This window comes from Nocardia arthritidis NBRC 100137, assembly GCF_001612765.1.
Classification (GTDB): Bacteria; Actinomycetota; Actinomycetes; order Mycobacteriales; family Mycobacteriaceae; genus Nocardia; species Nocardia arthritidis.
The window spans coordinates 25,209-42,148 of record NZ_BDBB01000015.1 but is presented as its reverse complement, the minus strand read 5'-3'; the positions used below and the strand labels follow the sequence as shown (position 1 = coordinate 42,148).

Here is a 16,940-nt window from a genome sequence, read left to right as displayed (position 1 = left end):
CGCAGCGCTTCGTCGAAAGTGATTGGCAGGACTCGATATCGGTGTACCCACGATGCGCAGTCGCGTATCGCTCGGTCTCGGGTGGCGGCAAGTTTCCGGGTAGGCGCGGACTCATCCCCGCGCCCCGCCTCCGGCGGCCGGTAGATCGCCGACCACTTCGAGTGTGACTGAATTCACATGGCGGGTCTGGTCCCGTGCAGTCGCCGGAATCGGGCCCGTTCGCCACCCCGGGAAACCTGTCGGTGGGTGGGCCTACGCTGGTGAGCATGGCATTCGCAACCGAGATTCCGGCGGAGGGCTTCGAGGACAGGGCGGCCGAGCAGCCGCTCGCGCACTCGGAGTTCCGCCCCGTCGGCGAGATCGAGCGCGTCGGCGGCCGGTTCGAGGTGGTCAGCGAGCACCAGCCGGCGGGAGACCAGCCCGCCGCGATCGCCGAATTGGAGCGCAGGATCAAAGCGGGGGAGCGCGACGTTGTGCTGCTCGGCGCCACCGGTACCGGAAAGTCGGCCACCACGGCCTGGCTGATCGAGCGGTTGCAGCGGCCGGCGCTGGTGATGGCGCCGAACAAGACGCTCGCCGCCCAGCTGGCCAACGAACTGCGCGAGATGCTCCCGCACAACGCCGTCGAGTACTTCGTCTCCTACTACGACTACTACCAACCCGAGGCGTACATCGCGCAGACCGACACCTACATCGAGAAGGACAGCTCGATCAACGACGATGTCGAGCGGCTGCGCCATTCGGCGACCTCCAGCCTGCTGTCCCGGCGCGACGTGGTGGTGGTCGCCTCGGTGTCGTGCATCTACGGCCTCGGCACGCCGCAGTCGTATCTCGATCGCTCGGTGCAGTTGCAGGTCGGCACCGAGATCGACCGGGACGCGCTGCTGCGGCTGCTGGTCGACGTGCAGTACACCCGCAACGACATGGCGTTCACCCGCGGCTCGTTCCGGGTGCGCGGCGACACCGTGGAGATCATCCCGTCCTACGAGGAGCTGGCCGTCCGCATCGAGTTCTTCGGTGACGAGATCGAAGCGCTGTACTACCTGCACCCGCTCACCGGTGACGTGGTCCGCCAGGTGGACATGCTGCGGATCTTCCCCGCCACTCACTACGTAGCCGGACCGGATCGGATGGAGCGCGCGGTGCGCGACATCGAGGCCGAACTCGAGGGTCGGCTCGCCGAGCTGGAACGCCAGGGCAAATTGCTCGAGGCGCAGCGGCTGCGTATGCGCACCCAGTATGACCTGGAGATGATCCGCCAGGTCGGCTTCTGCTCCGGCATCGAGAACTACTCCCGCCACATCGACGGCCGCCCGGCCGGTTCGGCGCCCGCGACGCTGCTGGACTACTTCCCGGAGGACTTCCTGCTCGTCATCGACGAGTCGCACAACACCGTTCCGCAGATCGGCGGTATGTACGAAGGCGACATGTCGCGCAAGCGCAATCTGGTGGAATACGGCTTCCGGCTGCCGTCCGCGGTGGACAACCGGCCGCTGACCTGGGAGGAATTCGCCGATCGGATCGGGCAGACGGTCTACCTGTCGGCCACCCCCGGCCCGTACGAACTCGGGCAGACCGGCGGTGAGGTGGTCGAGCAGGTCATCCGGCCGACCGGCTTGGTCGACCCCAAGGTGGTGGTGAAGCCGACGAAGGGCCAGATCGACGATCTGATCCACGAGATCAGGCAACGCACCGAGCGCGACGAGCGCGTCCTGGTCACCACGCTCACGAAGAAGATGGCCGAGGATCTCACCGATTACCTGCTCGGGCTGGGGGTCCGGGTGCGCTACCTGCACTCCGAGATCGACACCCTGCGCCGCGTCGAGTTGCTGCGGCAGCTGCGGCTCGGCGAATACGACGTGCTCGTGGGCATCAACCTGCTGCGCGAGGGCCTCGACCTGCCCGAGGTGTCGCTGGTAGCGATTCTCGACGCCGACAAGGAGGGATTCCTGCGCAGCACAACCGCGCTGATCCAGACGATCGGCCGCGCGGCGCGCAACGTCTCCGGCGAAGTGCACATGTACGCGGACAAGATCACCGACTCCATGCAGTTCGCCATCGACGAGACCGAGCGTCGCCGCGCGAAGCAGATCGCCTACAACGAGGAGATGGGCATCGATCCGCAGCCGCTGCGCAAGAAGATCGCCGACATCCTCGACCAGGTGTACCGCGAGGCCGACGAGACCGAGGTGGAGGTGGGCGGCTCCGGCCGCAATGCCAGCCGCGGCAGGCGTGCGCAAGGCGAGCCCGGCCGGGCGGTGAGCGCGGGCGTGTACGAGGGCCGCGACGTCAAGTCGATGCCGCGCGCCGAACTCGCCGATCTCGTCAAAGAACTGACGGCACAGATGATGAACGCCGCGCGCGAGTTGCAGTTCGAGCTCGCCGGACGTCTGCGCGACGAGATCGCGGATCTGAAGAAGGAATTGCGCGGCATGGACGCCGCCGGATTGAGTTGATCCGGATCGCAGCCGCGCTGCCTCCGCGGGCCGTTCGCCGGACAACCGCGGAGGCAGCCGAGCCATCAGGACTGGGTGGCCATCCATTCGTTCACCCGGCGCTCGGCCTCTTCGCGCGAGACGTCCTCGACCTTGGTGAGCACCGCCCAGCGGTGGCCGAAGGGATCGATCACCACGGCGAACCGATCGCCGGTGACGAAGGTCTGCGGCTCCTCCACGTTGCGGGCGCCGTGTTCGACGGCGCGCCGCACGACCGCGTCGACGTCCGGGCAGTAGTGCACGATCGAGGTGTGCACCCACTCCCCGTTCGGTGCCAAGACGCCGTTGTCGGGAATGGGCATCCCCATCTGGAGGGTCGAGTCGCCGATCTTCAATTCCGCGTGCGCCGGCTGACCATCGGGCAGGTCGTTGCGAGTGATCACCTCGGCCTCGAAGACGGCGGTGTAGAAATCGATCGCTTTGTTGCCGTCGCCGACCGCGAGAAAACAGGTGATCGAGTGGTAGCCGTCGGCGATGGGATTCACTGTGTTCGTCATGCCCACCACTTTCGCCGATCGCGGCCGGTGGGTCTTGTAAGAAAGCGACACCGTGCCGCCTAGTGCCGAATCCGCCGCCGAGCCGCCGCAGGCTCGCAACCCCGCCGCGCTCACCGACACCAAGGGAATCCTGCACCCGGACGAGCAGGCGAAGCATCGCTCCCTGCTCCGCTTGCCGCCGAGCCCGGCGGTGGACCGCTACGTCGAGTGGTATTGGGCGGTGCGCTGGGATCTGCGCGGCAGGCCGCCGTACCGAGCCGAGGTGCTCTCCTACCCGAGCGTGAACCTCACCTTCGAACGGTCCGAGACGCGCACCGGCGGATTCGTCAACGGCGTGGTCACCACGAAATTCATCCGTGAACTCAGCGGGCAGGGGGAGACGTTCGGGGTCCGTTTCCGCGCGGGCGGGTTCGGCGCGTTCACCGGCCTCCATGTCGGTTCGTTCCGCGACCGCGCCGTGCCCATCGACGACGTGCTGCCCGACGCCGCGAGCCTGACCGAGCGGATATTCGACGCACCGACCGCCGAGTGGCGCCGCCTTGCCGTCGAGGACTACCTCGCGGACCATCCCGCCGTGGCGGACCCGACGTATCACCTGGTGCTGCGCATCGTCGACGCCATGGCCACCGACCAGGAGCTGACCAGGGTCGATCAGATCGCCGAGCGATTCGATGTGCCCGCCCGTACGCTGCAGCGCATGTTCCGCCGGTACGTCGGTGTGGGTCCGAAATGGGTGCTGCGGCGCTACCGATTGCAGGACGGCGCCGATCTGCTCGCGAAGGGCCGTACCGAAGATCTCGCGGCATTGGCCGCGGAACTCGGTTATTTCGACCAGGCGCACTTCTCGCGTGAGTTCACCATGGAAGTGGGTATGGCCCCCCTCGAATACGCCAAGAATTCGCTACGCTTCCGCAACGAGGTTACCGCGAAGGTCGTACGGACGCGGGATTAGTTGCCGGACTGCCGACGAGGAGCCGGACATGGACGTCGTGGTATTGATCGGACGAGTGTTGTTCGCGGTGCTGTTCCTGACTTCCGCCCTCGGGCACTTCGCCCGGACCGAGGCGATGGCCGGGTACGCCCAGAGCAAGGGAGTCCCGATGGCGAAGGCCGCCGTGCTCGGCTCGGGCCTGCTGTTCGCCCTCGGCGGCCTGAGCGTGCTGCTGGGTGTCTGGGCCGACCTCGGTGCACTGCTGCTCGTTCTCGCGCTGCTGCCCACCGCCGTCGTGATGCACCGGTTCTGGCAGGAGACCGACGAGGAGACCAGGCAGAGCGAGCTGATCCAGTTCAGCAAGGACGTGGCTCTGGTGGGCGCCGCCCTGATGTTGTTCGCGTTCTTCGCACACGTCGACGAACTCGGATTGACCATCACCGGGCCCCTTTTCGACCTCTAGTCCAGCCCCTTCGCGCTAATATTGCGCATCGTTTTCAGCGCAGGAAGAGCAAGCCATGGACCGCATAGGAGCGATTCTTGGCATATTTCGGGCAAAGTATCGGCAGTGGCCCTGGCGGCACGGTAGTCCGGTTCTCATCGGCCTGTTCCCGACGCGTGATTCACGGGCCGGACGGACCGGTCTTCATGTGACGGACCTGGCTCTGTGATGAATATCCCAGGGCCGCAAAACGGTTCGACGCGGTTGTGGCACTTCACAGGTTTAGTTCCCCGGAATTGAGTCTGCCCTGGTTGCTCAGGCCCTTCCGGCATTCCCTGGCGAATCCGCGGCGGGAATGGCCGAACACCCCGAGTGTGATGTCTTGCGATTTCTGATATTTCCGCCCGGTTTGCCGCTATGGTCGAGCCCAGTCGCCGCGCCGGCGGCCCGGTCGAACCGGGACGAACCCGCGCGCGGCACCTGACCCACCGCATAGTTGGAGGAGAGAATGACCGCCTACCGGACCATTGTCGTCGGTACCGATGGCTCGGACTCGTCGTATGTCGCCGTCGAGAAGGCAGGGGCCCTGGCCGGTGTGTCCGGCGCGACCCTGGTCATCGCCTGCGCGTACTACCCGACCGACGACCGCGATGTCGCGGCCGCGGCCGACGTGCTCAAGGAAGAGGCCTACCAGGTACGCGGTTCCGCGCCGACCAACGAGATCCTGCGCATCGCCCGCGACAAGGCGATCGCGGCGGGTGCGGCCGACATCGTCGAGCGCGCCATCGTCGGCGAGCCGGTGGAATCGCTGCTCGCGCTGATGAAGGAGGTCGACGCCGACCTGTTGGTCGTCGGTAACCGGGGCCTGAACACCCTGGCCGGGCGGCTGCTCGGCTCGGTGCCCTCCGACGTGGCGCGCAAGTCCCGCTCCGACGTCCTGATCGTGCACACCGTGCGCTGAGTCTCGCGACGATCGAAAGGCTCCGTGTCCGTCGCGAATCGCGATGTGGCGCGGAGCCTTTCTCGTTCCGAGCGCCGGGCGCCGATCAGCGCAGCCGGGCGAGCACGCCGGGCAGGTCCGCACCGTGCACCACGCCGAGCCGCTGGGTGGCGCGCGTCAGCGCGACGTACAGATCGTTGAGCCCGCGGGGCGATTCGCCGAGGATTTCCTGCGGTTCCACCAGGTAGACCGCGTCGAACTCCAAGCCCTTCACCTCGTGCACGGTCAGCACCCGCACCGACTCGCCCGCGAGATCGGCCAACTCCGCCACCAGCGCCTGCGGCGCGATCACCGCCGTGGTGCCCGGCCCCGTCTCGGTGGCTACCAGCCGGGCCACCTCCGCGTTCACCTCGACGGGCGCGACCCGGTACGCACGCGGCGCGACGCCGGTCTCGCGGACCGAACGCGGTGCGGTCGCCGCCGGATCGATTTCGGCAAGGACGTCGGCCGCGACGTCCATGATCTCCGCGGGAGTGCGGTAGTTGACGGTGAGCTCGGTCAGTTTCCACCGGGACGCGACGTAGGGCTCCAGCATCCGCTGCCACGAGGACGCGCCCGCCGGGTCGCCGGTCTGCGCGACGTCCCCGACCACGGTGACCCACCGGTTCGGAATGCGCCGCATCACCATGCGCCATGCCATCTCCGACAGCTCCTGCGCCTCGTCCACGATCACGTGACCGTAGGTCCAGGTGCGGTCGCCCGCGGCGCGCTCCGCGGTCGTCTGGCGGGTGCGGGTGTCCTGTCGTTCGGCCAACTGGCTCGCGTCGATCAGGTCGTAGGCCATGAGGATCTCGGGATCGAGATCGTCCTCGAGATCCTGCGGGGCGGAGCCGGTGAGGATGTCGAGGGCGTCCTGCGCCTCGGCGATCCGGGCGCGCCAGCGGCGACGGGCGCGCTCGCGTTCCTCGGTGTCGTCCACGCCGAGCAGCTCGGCCAGCTCGTCCAGCAGCGGCGCGTCGGCGGCGCTGAACCGCCCGTCGTCCGGTCGCAGCAATTCGGCGCGGTCGGCCGGGTCCAGCGAGCTCGCGGCCCGGTCCAGCCGCTTCGGGTCGGCGAGCAGGTCGGCCAGCACGTCCTGCGGGGACAGGATCGGCCAGAGTTCCGCGATGGCGGCCTGGATCTGCGGATCGGCGCGCATCTCGTCGCGGATCTCGGTGAGGTCGGCCGAGCTGAGCAGGCTGGGGCCGCCGGAGAGATCGGAGCCCATGGTCTCGGCCAGCTGATCGGTCAGCGCGTCGATCACCGACGCGGCGAAGATCGGCCGGGCCAGATTGTGCGGGCGGCGCGAGGACCGGGCGCGGCCGCGGGCCTTGGTGGCGATCTTGCGATCCAGCGTCACCGGATAGCCGTCGAAGCTGAGCAGGACGGGTTCGGCTGGCACTTCCTGGCGGTCGCGCACCGCCTGCTTGAGCACCTCCAGGATCGTCAGCGAACCCTTGATCTCGCCGGCGCGCAGCGAGTCCTCGCGGGCCGCTCGCACGCCCGGGTACAGATCGCCGATGGTGGACAGCAGCACGCCGGTCTCGCCGAGCGACGGCAGCACCTGGCCGATGTAGTCCAGGAAGGTGGCGTTCGGGCCGATGATCAGCACGCCGCTCTTGGCCAGCTGCTGACGATAGGTGTAGAGCAGATACGCCGCGCGATGCAGCGCGACGGCGGTCTTGCCGGTGCCCGGCCCGCCCTGCACGACGAGCACGCTCTTGTGCTCGGAGCGGATGATCGCGTCCTGCTCGTGCTGAATGGTCTCGACGATGTCGTTCATGTGACCGGTGCGCGCGGCGTTGAGCGCGGACAGCAGCGCGCTCTCGCTGCCGACGCCGCCGTCGGCGTCGGTGACGCCGGCCCGGCGCGCGGCCTCCAGGTCGAGGTACTCGTCGTTGATCGCGGTGACCTTGCGATTGCGCGAGCGGATGTGCCTGCGCCGGGTCACGCCGTCCGGCGCCGCGGTGGTGGCCAGGTAGAACGGACGCGCCAGCGGGGCGCGCCAGTCCAGCAGCAGGCTCTCGTAGTCGTCCTTCTCGTCGAGGATGCCGAGCCTGCCGATGTAGCGGTACTCCTCCTGCTCGCCGTCGAGGTCGATGCGGCCGAAACACAGGCCGTGCTCGGCGGCGTCGTATTTCGCCAGGTCCTCGGTGTAGAGCTGGCTGAAGGACTCTCGTTCGCTGCGCGCCTGCGGGGTGCCCCCGGTCTCCAGCAGCACCGTGCGCAACCGGTTGCGCGCGTAATCGCGCATTTCGTCCAGCCGCTCGTACAGCACCGACAGGTACGCCTGTTCCCGGTCGGTCTCGCGGGTCCGCTCTGGGGTGCCGTCGTGGGCGGCACGGTCCTGAGTGAGGTCGGGCAAACTGAACTCCTTGTCACCGCGAACAGGCGCGCGCACGCTACCCCGGCCGGGCAGGTGAACGCGCGGAAAGCAGAGTTGTCGATTCTACCGGGGCGGCGGCGGGCTCGCCGTAACCGCAGGTGATGGCCCCGGCTGCGAAGCGGTGCCCGGGTCGTCGTCCGGGGTGAGTGGTACCGGCGTGAAGTGCTCGACCACCGGGAACGGATCGTAGAAGTGGTGTAGCAGGTCCTTCCAGCGCTGATACTCCGGCGAGCCGCGGAATCCGACGACGTGATCGTCGAGCCGGTCCCATTCCACCCGGAGCAGGTAGCTGCCCGGCGACTCCACACCGCGCGACAGCGACAGCGACCGGAAGCCGGGCATGCTCGCGATGATCGGTCGCGCCGCGGCGAAAGCGGCCTCGAAATCTGCCGCCCTCTCGGGACGAACCGGCAACAGGGCGTGTTCGATGATCATGGGCGTCAGGAGGCGTGGGTGCTGTTCGGCCTGCGGCCCTTGGTGACAGTGCCTTCGCGTCGCCCCGGCGGCTTCGCGCGGTACATCGCCAGGTCCGCGTCGTGCAGCACGGCTTCCGGGCTGCGCCGGTCGCCCACCTCGAGTTCGGTGACGCCGATCGAGGCGTTCACCTCGATCCGGTGCCCGCGCGCGATGATCGGCTCGGCCATGGTGGAACGCAACCTGCTCATCAGTGCTTCGATGTCGACGCGGCGGGTTCGGCCGGACAGCAGCACCAGGAACTCGTCGCCGCCGAGCCTGCCGACGATGTCGTCGCTGCGCAGTGCGCGCTGCAACCGCTGGGCGACGATCTGCAGCACCGTGTCGCCGATGGCGTGCCCGAGGGTGTCGTTGATCGCCTTGAACCCGTCCAGGTCGATGAACAGCACGGTGGACACCGGCAGCAGTTCGTCGGTGCTGGCCAGCGCGGCGGCCAGCTGGGAAAGGATCAGCGAGCGGTTGGCCAGCCCGGTGAGCGAGTCGTGCGTGGCCTGATACTCCAATTGTCGCCTGCTGGCACGGAATTCGGTGATGTCGGCGAAGGAGGACACGGCCGAGGAGCGCGGGTCGCCGGGGTTGAGCAGGCGACTGCTGCCCGACAGCCAGCGGCGCTGACCGTCCACCCGGTCGACGCCGAAGACGTAGCCCGTGATGGTCTCGCCCGTGGCGAGCGTGCGCGCCACGGGATGGCGGCTCGGCGGCAGCAACTGGGCGTTCGCGTCCAGCAGCACCAGCGGCAGCGACTGGATGGTGCGCCCGATCACCTGGCGGTCGGGTCCCTCGGTGCCGAAGATGCGTTTGGCCGCCGGGTTCATCGATTCGATGCGGCCCTCCGGATCGATCACCACGACGCCCTCCTCCAACTGGGAGACGACCGTGGTGAAGTAGTGCTCCGCTCTGCGCTGCGCGGCCTCGGCGTGGCGCTGGGCGGTGAGGTCGTGGATCACCACCTGGTAGGCGAGGTGGTCGTGCCAGGCGGTCAGCACCGACACCGTCTCCACGGGGACGGTGCCGCCGTCCACCCGCATCAGCGTCATCTCGGTGGGGATCGAGGCCGCGCCCGCGGTGGTGAGGGTGCTGATGCGGTCGAGCATCGAGGGGACGGACGCGGGGTGGACGAAGTCGGTCAGCGGGCGGCCGACGATTTCCTCGGCGTTCTCCGCGGCGAGCAGGCGGACGGTCGCCGGGTTGACGTAGACGACCCGGCCGCGCTCGTGCACACAGATTCCGTCCGGGGTGTGTTCGACCAGGGAACGGTAGCGCGCGGCCAGCTGTTCGGCGGCGTCGACCGCGGCGGCCAGCTTGTCGTCACCCACTCGAACCCCCGATCATCGACCCGATTATGGCCATTGGAACACGGGATCATTCTGGTATCGACGTGTACAAGATCACATCGTCCACGGTATTGCTTCGATCACAGTACTGGCACGTTCTCGGCCGAGGTCCGGCGATCATGGCAGATACCGGCTGCCGAGTCGAGAAGGGGCGAACCACTCGAGCGCCCCGGGCAGCCGGTGAAGGAGCGAAACATGCCGGGTGCCGACCCGAACACCGCCGCGCGGTTGCGAACTCCGCCGAGGCATCGAGATCTCATGACCATCGCCGGGATCGGCGCGATCACCGGCTACGGGTGGGGACGCGAACGGCTGTGGGACGGCTTGCTCAGCGGCAAGTCGGCCGCCGCCCTGCAGCCCGGCTACGGGCCCGGCCGTGACGAGGACGCGTGGGTCTCGCTGGTGCCCGACGGCGGCGATCCCGAGCTGAGCACGAGCCGTTACGGGCGGGCGGTGCACGAGGCGGCGCGGGAGGCCGTCGCCGACGCCCGCGAGCGGGGCTGGCGGCCCGGCCGCACGGTCGGTCTGCTGCACGCCATCGTGCTCGGCGACGTGGCCGACTGGCGCGACTTCTACCTCGTCGACGGGGGCAACCGCCGGTCGAGGGACTACCTGCGGCTGTTGCCCTCCACCCCGGTCTCGATGCTGATGCAGGAGTTCGGCTTCCATGGTCCGGCCATGAACGTGTCCGCCGCGTGCAGTTCCGCCAATGTCGCGCTGATCACCGCGAAGCTCTGGCTGGACGCGGGCATGGCCGACGACGTGATCTTCGTGGCGACCGACCTGTCCGCCACCCCGGACATGGTGGAGAGCTTCGTCCGGCTCGGCGCCGCGGTCGCCGACGCCGAACCGCTGGACGCGTGCCGCCCCTTCCAGCAGGGCAGCCGCGGGTTCAGCATGGGGGAGGCCTCGGTGGCGTTCGTGCTGACCCGTTCGGCGGACCGGCCCTACGCCGCGGTACTCGGCGGCGCGATGTCCAACGACGCCTATCACGTGGTCTCGGTCGACCCGACGCACGAGCAGATCCTCGACTGCGCTCGCCGCGCGCTCGCCGCCGCGGAGGTCGCCGCCGCGGACGTGCGCTATTTCAACGCGCACGGCACCGGGACCCGGCAGTGCGATGTGGCCGAACATCATCTGATCGAGCACCTGTTCGCCGGCCATCCGCACATCTACGCGTTGAAGCCGCTGGCTGGCCACTGCCAGAGCGCGGCGGCCGCCGTCGAGGTGGCGGCGGCCGCGCTCGGCTACGACCGCGGCATCGTGCCCGCGGCCCCGATCGTCGCGCCCGCGCATCCACGGTTGCTGGACGGCCCGACGCCGTTCGAGGGCGGCGTCACCCTGAAGCTCTCCCTCGGCATGGGCGGCAACAACTCCGTCGTAGTGCTCGGCGCCGCCTGACCGTGGTCGGCGCGGTCGCCGATCGCGATTCGCCACGCGGATTACCCCCGGCCCGGCTCGCGAGCCTGATTCGGGCCTGTGCCAGCACTTTTCGCCGATGGGGACTTTCGGCCCTGTTCGCGGCACCGCACGTGGTGCTGGCATAGGGCGGGACGGATCGATCCGGAGAGCGGGGCAATGCAGATGGTCTCATCGGGGCCGCGGTGCGTATCGGATCAGTGGACGACGGCCGCGGGGCCGGAAGTCGCGGTGACCACACGAGGGGAGGTGGCCGCGTTGGACGTCACGCGGGCGGTGCGAGCCGTCTCCCGCGTGCTGCGCAGACACCATCTCGACGCTCCCGCCCGGGTGCGCCTCGGCGCGCTGCCCGGCCCGGAGGCCGCGACGGTGGTGCAGGTGGACGTCCGCCACCGGGACGTCGTGACCCGGGTCCAGGCCACCGGGCCGCGCGGGTTCGCGGTGACCTTCGCCGCCGAGCGGCTCGACCGCCGACTGGCCCGGCTGGCCGCGCGGGAAGCGCGGACCTGGCCCGAACCGGCCCGGCCGCCGCTGGCGTGTGCCGGGGAGCCGCGTCCGATCGTTCGCCGCAAGCAGTGTGCCCTGTCCACCTGCACGCCCGCCGAAGCGGTCGCGGTGCTGGACGCCATGGATTACGAGGCCCACCTGTTCACCGACGCCGAGACCGGCCAGGACGCGGTGGTGCACTGGGCAGCGCCGGGCGTGCGGCTCATCCGCCAGCAGGCGACGTATCCGCCGATCCGGTCGCCGGAGCTGGTCCGGGGCGCCCCGCCGATCGTCGTGGACGCGGAGCCGGCCGCATGCCTGCCTCCGGCCGAGGCGGCGACGGTGTTGTGCCGCAGCGGATTGCCGTTCCTGTTCTGTACCGACCCGGGCAGCGGCCGGGGCGGGCTGCTGTACCGGCGCCACGACGGCGATCTGGCGCTCGTCGCCCCCGTCTGATCGCTAGGCCAGCGGCGCGGACCAGTGCACCCTGGTGCCGCCGCTCTCGGCGCGCCCGACCGTGCAGCGGCCGTCGGACATGCTCGCGCGCTGCGCGAGGTTGGCCAGCCCGCTCGGTGTGACCTCTGCGGGCATGCCCGCGCCGTTGTCCTCGACGAGCACGGTCAGCTCGTCGCCGACGGTGATCTCGACGGCGAGCCGGTTGCCGCCGGAATGACGCACCGCGTTGCTGACCGATTCGCGCACCACGGCTTCCGCGTGGTCGGCCAGCGCGTCGCCCACCACCGACAGCGGTCCGGCGAATCGCACACTGGTCCGGAAGGCGCCGTCGGCGGTCTGCTGGCGGATCGCGTCCTCCAGTCGCCGCCGCAGCGGGTCGCCGCCGTGCAGGTCGAAGATCGACGTGCGGATCTCCTGGACGACCTCCTGTAAACCGTCCATCTCGGCCGAAAGCCTTTGCCGGACTTCGGGATCCTGCGTGCGTGCTGCGGTCGCCCGCAACCCGAGACCGACCGCGAACAATCGTTGGACGACGTGGTCGTGCAGATCGCGCGCGATGCGGTCACGGTCGGCGAGCACGTCGAGTTCGCGCATCCGGCGCTGGGTCTCGGCCAGTTGCATGGCCAGGGCCGCCTGGTCGGTAAACGCGGCGGTCAGCTCGACCAATTCGCCGGGGTAGGGGGGAGCCCCGGGTGGCCGGGCGATGATCAGCACGCCGAGCGCGAGATCCGCGGTCTGCAACGGCAGCACCAGCGCGGGCCCCGCCGGGCCCACCGCGGCGCCGAGATCCGCCGCGGCGGCCTGCGGCACCTGTACCGGCGCGCGCTGCGTGAACGCCGTACCGGTGACGGTGCCCGCGATGCGCACCCGCTCCGGGCCCGGCCCGGGACCGAACCATTGCGCCACAACGAGTTCGGTGGCTTCGTCGGGCGGCGTAGCGGGCGCTACCACGGCCAGCAGCGCCTGCTGCGAACCGGTCAGCGCGCGGGCGCGGGCGACCACTTGCGCGAGCACCAGATCCGGCGCCGTGCCCGCGAGGAACTCGGTCGCGATGTCGCGGGTCGCCTCGATCCACGCCTGCTTGGTCCGCGCGGATTCGTACAGCCTGGCGTTCTCGATCGCGATGCCCGCCGCGGCGGCCAGCGCCAGCACGATGGCCTCGTCGTCGTCGGTGAACGGTTGCCCGCCCGCCTTCTCGGTGAGGTACAGATTGCCGAAGATCTCCTCGCCGACCCGCACCGGGACGCCGAGGAAGCTGCCCATCGGCGGATGGCCGGGCGGAAAGCCCACGGAGGCGGAGTGTTCCGACAGGTCGTCCAGCCGGATCGGTCGCGGGTGCGCCAGCAGCAGGCCCAGGACGCCCTGCCCTTGTGGGGAGCGGCCGATGTGGGCCGACGTCAGGTCGTCGACGCCCTGGAAGATGAATTCGACGAGCCGGTCGTCGTGTCCGCGTACACCGAGCGCCCCGTAGCGGGCGTCGACCAGACGGGTGGCGGTCCGCACGAGGGCACGCAAAGTGTCGAGCACCGTTGACGAGAGATGGGGGGTGAGTTCCGTCATGAAGGAGTCGGGGGAGGCCGGTGGGGGGCGCACAGCGCGCTCAGTCTAATCGGCGGTCCGGGTGTGCGTTGCGAAGTCGCGCCGAGCGACGACCCGTACGAGTCGGCGCGGCCGGAGGTCCCGGTGGTCCCGGCCGGCGTGAGTTCCAGGGTCGCGATGTGGGTCGTCACACACACGCGGGTGACGTCGAGCACCGCGCGTCCGCCGGGTGGCCGCGCCACTCCGCTGTCGATCACTCGCCTCCCAGGTCCCGGCTGCCTCGGGTGTGGGCGGCGACGGCAGCGTGACGGCCGTGGCGAGGGGAATGCCGAGTGTGGGCGCGCTGTTGACCAGTCGTGTCGGGAGGGCGATGCTACGGAGGCGTCCTGGCCTGTTTCCCCGGCCCGATCCGTAATGTCCGGTCGCCGGTTCCCGCCATTCGTCGAGGTGACGGGCGGTCCGCGAAACTTGTCGGTGCCCATGCCTAGCATGGCGGCCGGGGGTATGTCTGGACGCCGAACACGAAGGAGAAGGGACGGCCTGTGGCGGAACGCCTCACTGTGCGCGGAGCTCGGGAGCACAACCTGAAGGGTGTCGATCTCGACCTGCCCCGCGACAGCCTCATCGTGTTCACCGGTCTGTCCGGCTCCGGCAAGTCGAGCCTGGCCTTCGACACGATCTTCGCCGAAGGGCAGCGCCGCTACGTCGAGTCGCTGTCGGCGTACGCGCGGCAGTTCCTGGGCCAGATGGACAAACCCGACGTCGACTTCATCGAAGGCCTGTCGCCCGCGGTGTCCATCGACCAGAAGTCGACCAACCGCAACCCGCGCTCCACCGTGGGCACCATCACCGAGGTCTACGACTATCTGCGGCTGCTCTACGCGCGGGCGGGCACGCCGCACTGTCCCGTGTGCGGCGAGCTGATCGCCAAGCAGACGCCGCAGCAGATCGTCGACCAGGTGCTGGCCATGGAGCAGGGCATCCGCTTTCAGGTGCTCGCCCCGGTGGTGCGCACCCGCAAGGGCGAGTTCGTCGACCTGTTCGACCAGCTGAACTCCCAGGGCTACTCCCGTGTGCGGGTCGACGGCGTGGTGTATCCGCTCACCGACCCGCCGAAGCTGAAGAAGCAGGAGAAGCACGACGTCGAGGTCGTGGTCGACCGGCTGGCGGTGAAGCCGGGTTCCAAGCAGCGGCTGACCGACTCGATCGAGACCGCGCTGCGGCTCGCCGACGGCATCGTGGTGCTCGACTTCGTCGATCGCGACGAGCACGCGCACGACCGGGAGCGCCGCTTCTCCGAGCGCCTCGCCTGCCCGAACGGTCACCCGCTGGACATCGAGGACCTGGAGCCGCGCTCGTTCTCGTTCAACTCGCCCTACGGTGCCTGCCCGGACTGCACCGGCCTCGGCATCCGCAAGGAGGTCGACCCGGAACTGGTGGTGCCCGACCCGGCGCTGAGCCTCAACGACGGCGCCATCGCGCCGTGGTCGCGCGGCCAGACCGCCGAGTACTTCACCAGGCTGCTGTCCGGTCTCGCCGACGCCATCGGCTTCTCCATGGACACCCCGTGGCAGGATCTTCCGCCCAAGGCGCGCAAAGCGGTGCTGGAGGGCAGCGCCGACCAGGTGCACGTGTCCTACACCAACCGCTACGGCCGCAAGCGCTCGTACTACGCGGACTTCGAGGGCGTGATGCCGTTCCTGCAGCGGCGCCTGGAGAGCACCGAGTCCGAGCAGATGAAAGAGCACTACGACGGGTACATGCGCGACATCCCGTGCCCGGTGTGCAACGGCGCCCGGCTGCGCCCGGAGATCCTCGCCGTCACCATCGCCGCGAACGGCGACAAGAAGTCCATCGCCGACGTCAGCGACCTGTCCATCGGCGAGTGCTCGGCGTTCCTCAATTCGCTCACCCTGGGGGAGCGCGAGGCGGCCATCGCCGGGCAGGTGCTCAAGGAGGTACAGGCGCGGCTGGGCTTCCTGCTCGATGTGGGCTTGGAGTACCTCACGCTGTCCCGCGCGGCCGCCACGCTCTCCGGCGGTGAGGCGCAGCGCATCCGGCTCGCCACCCAGATCGGCTCCGGTCTGGTCGGGGTGCTGTACGTGCTCGACGAGCCGTCCATCGGCCTGCACCAGCGGGACAATCGCAGGCTCATCGAAACCCTCACGCGCCTGCGCAATCTCGGTAACACATTGATCGTGGTCGAGCACGACGAGGACACCATCCGCGCCTCGGACTGGGTGGTCGACATCGGCCCGTTCGCAGGCGAGCACGGCGGCACGGTGGTGCACAGCGGGCCTTACGAAGAACTGCTCACCGACCCGAACTCGCTGACCGGTGCGTACCTGTCGGGCCGGGAGCGGATCGAGGTGCCGATGGTGCGCCGTCCGGTCGGCAAGAAGCGCCAGCTGACCGTCGTCGGGGCGAGCGAGCACAATCTCCAGGGCATCGACGTCGGATTCCCGCTCGGCGTGCTCACCTCGGTGACGGGCGTCTCCGGATCGGGCAAGTCGACCTTGGTGAACGACATCCTGGCGACGGTGCTGGCGAACCGGCTCAACGGCGCGCGGCAGGTGCCCGGCAGGCACACCCGGGTCAACGGCCTCGACCACCTCGACAAACTGGTGCAGGTGGACCAGTCGCCGATCGGCCGCACGCCGCGGTCGAATCCGGCCACCTACACCGGCGTGTTCGACAAGATCCGCACGTTGTTCGCGGCCACCACCGAGGCGAAGGTGCGGGGATACCAGCCGGGCCGGTTCTCGTTCAACGTCAAGGGCGGTCGCTGCGAGGCATGCTCCGGCGACGGCACGCTGAAGATCGAGATGAACTTCCTGCCGGACGTCTACGTCCCCTGCGAGGTCTGCCACGGGGCCCGGTACAACCGGGAAACCCTCGAGGTGCACTACAAGGGCAAGACCATCGCCGAGGTGCTGGACATGTCCATCGAGGAGGCCGCCGAGTTCTTCGAGCCGGTGACCTCGATCCACCGCTATCTCAAGACCCTGGTGGACGTCGGGCTCGGCTATGTGCGCCTCGGGCAGAGTGCTCCCACCCTCTCCGGTGGCGAGGCCCAGCGGGTGAAGCTCGCCGCCGAGTTGCAGAAGCGGTCCACCGGCCGCACCGTGTACATCCTCGACGAGCCGACCACGGGCCTGCACTTCGAGGACATCCGCAAGCTGCTCAACGTCATCAACGGCTTGGTGGACAAGGGCAACACGGTGATCGTCATCGAACACAATCTGGACGTCATCAAGACCTCGGACTGGGTGATCGACATGGGCCCCGAGGGCGGCTCGGGCGGCGGCACCGTGGTGGCGGAGGGCACGCCGGAAGAGGTCGCGGCCGTCGCGCACAGCTACACCGGCCAGTTCCTCAAAGAGGTGCTGGACCAGCCGCCCGCGCCGCGGACCGCCGCGAAGAAGGCTCCGGCGAAGAAGACCGCGGCGAAGGCCACCAAGCGCGCGGTGAAGAAGACCGCGGCGGTCGGCTGACCCCTCGT

The 16,940-nt window shown here is 69.2% G+C and carries 11 protein-coding genes and 1 pseudogene; 7 read left to right on the top strand and 5 right to left on the bottom strand.

Going from position 1 to position 16,940, the window contains the following annotated elements:
- The first annotated feature begins 266 nt into the window (after positions 1-266).
- Positions 267-2,456: an excinuclease ABC subunit UvrB gene (gene uvrB, locus NA8_RS12170; RefSeq protein WP_063050591.1), complete on the top strand. Its 2,190-nt coding sequence runs from the start codon at positions 267-269 to the stop codon at positions 2,454-2,456.
- A gap of 65 nt (positions 2,457-2,521) precedes the next feature.
- Here the strand turns inward: uvrB and NA8_RS12165 are convergent, their stop codons facing one another.
- The gene (locus NA8_RS12165; protein ID WP_063050496.1) at positions 2,522-2,992 is read right to left on the bottom strand and encodes a VOC family protein; all 471 of its coding nucleotides are present in this window, start codon (positions 2,990-2,992) and stop codon (positions 2,522-2,524) included.
- A gap of 52 nt (positions 2,993-3,044) precedes the next feature.
- On the opposite strand from NA8_RS12165, the gene NA8_RS12160 reads away from it, so the two are divergent.
- From NA8_RS12160 to NA8_RS12150, 3 genes are all read left to right on the top strand, one after another.
- A complete protein-coding gene (locus NA8_RS12160; protein WP_084466724.1) occupies positions 3,045-3,944 on the top strand; it encodes a helix-turn-helix domain-containing protein in 900 nt (299 codons plus the stop codon).
- A gap of 28 nt (positions 3,945-3,972) precedes the next feature.
- A complete protein-coding gene (locus tag NA8_RS12155; RefSeq protein WP_063050495.1) occupies positions 3,973-4,386 on the top strand; it encodes a DoxX family protein in 414 nt (137 codons plus the stop codon).
- A gap of 487 nt (positions 4,387-4,873) precedes the next feature.
- Positions 4,874-5,326 (top strand): universal stress protein, encoded by a 453-nt coding sequence (locus tag NA8_RS12150; RefSeq protein ID WP_040866066.1) that lies wholly within the window; start codon positions 4,874-4,876, stop codon positions 5,324-5,326.
- Positions 5,327-5,411: 85 nt separating this feature from the next.
- On the opposite strand, the gene NA8_RS12145 is transcribed toward NA8_RS12150, so the two are convergent.
- The 3 genes and pseudogenes from NA8_RS12145 to NA8_RS12135 all read right to left on the bottom strand — a co-directional run bounded on the left by NA8_RS12145 (position 5,412) and on the right by NA8_RS12135 (position 9,520).
- The gene (locus NA8_RS12145; RefSeq protein WP_439957380.1) at positions 5,412-7,709 is read right to left on the bottom strand and encodes a HelD family protein; all 2,298 of its coding nucleotides are present in this window, start codon (positions 7,707-7,709) and stop codon (positions 5,412-5,414) included.
- 171 nt (positions 7,710-7,880) lie between these two features.
- Positions 7,881-8,165: pseudogene (locus NA8_RS12140) on the bottom strand (antibiotic biosynthesis monooxygenase family protein); the annotation flags it as partial.
- Between the two features lie 5 nt (positions 8,166-8,170).
- Positions 8,171-9,520: a diguanylate cyclase domain-containing protein gene (locus NA8_RS12135; protein WP_063050493.1), complete on the bottom strand. Its 1,350-nt coding sequence runs from the start codon at positions 9,518-9,520 to the stop codon at positions 8,171-8,173.
- Between the two features lie 276 nt (positions 9,521-9,796).
- On the opposite strand from NA8_RS12135, the gene NA8_RS12130 reads away from it, so the two are divergent.
- Both NA8_RS12130 and NA8_RS12125 read left to right on the top strand, forming a co-directional pair.
- Entirely contained in the window at positions 9,797-10,939 is a 1,143-nt protein-coding gene (locus tag NA8_RS12130; RefSeq protein ID WP_063050588.1) for a beta-ketoacyl synthase N-terminal-like domain-containing protein, read from the top strand.
- Between the two features lie 249 nt (positions 10,940-11,188).
- Positions 11,189-11,899 carry a sigma 54 modulation/S30EA ribosomal C-terminal domain-containing protein gene (locus tag NA8_RS12125; RefSeq protein WP_245663791.1) on the top strand — a complete coding sequence of 237 codons (711 nt, stop codon included), beginning with the start codon at positions 11,189-11,191 and terminating at the stop codon, positions 11,897-11,899.
- A gap of 3 nt (positions 11,900-11,902) precedes the next feature.
- Here the strand turns inward: NA8_RS12125 and NA8_RS12120 are convergent, their stop codons facing one another.
- Positions 11,903-13,492 (bottom strand): sensor histidine kinase, encoded by a 1,590-nt coding sequence (locus tag NA8_RS12120; RefSeq protein ID WP_369690252.1) that lies wholly within the window; start codon positions 13,490-13,492, stop codon positions 11,903-11,905.
- Positions 13,493-13,980: 488 nt separating this feature from the next.
- Between NA8_RS12120 and uvrA the strand changes: the two genes are divergently transcribed.
- Complete coding sequence (uvrA, locus tag NA8_RS12115) at positions 13,981-16,932, top strand: excinuclease ABC subunit UvrA (protein ID WP_063050491.1); 2,952 nt, start codon at positions 13,981-13,983, stop codon at positions 16,930-16,932.
- Positions 16,933-16,940: the final 8 nt, after the last annotated feature.

Excerpts from the sequence above, each read along its gene's own strand:
- NA8_RS12155 (WP_063050495.1), top strand. The coding sequence starts at position 3,973 with ATGGACGTCGTGGTATTGATCGGACGAGTGTTGTTCGCGGTGCTGTTC.
- NA8_RS12165 (WP_063050496.1), bottom strand. The coding sequence starts at position 2,992 with ATGACGAACACAGTGAATCCCATCGCCGACGGCTACCACTCGATCACC.
- NA8_RS12150 (WP_040866066.1), top strand. The coding sequence starts at position 4,874 with ATGACCGCCTACCGGACCATTGTCGTCGGTACCGATGGCTCGGACTCG.
- NA8_RS12130 (WP_063050588.1), top strand. The coding sequence starts at position 9,797 with ATGACCATCGCCGGGATCGGCGCGATCACCGGCTACGGGTGGGGACGC.
- uvrB (WP_063050591.1), top strand. The coding sequence starts at position 267 with ATGGCATTCGCAACCGAGATTCCGGCGGAGGGCTTCGAGGACAGGGCG.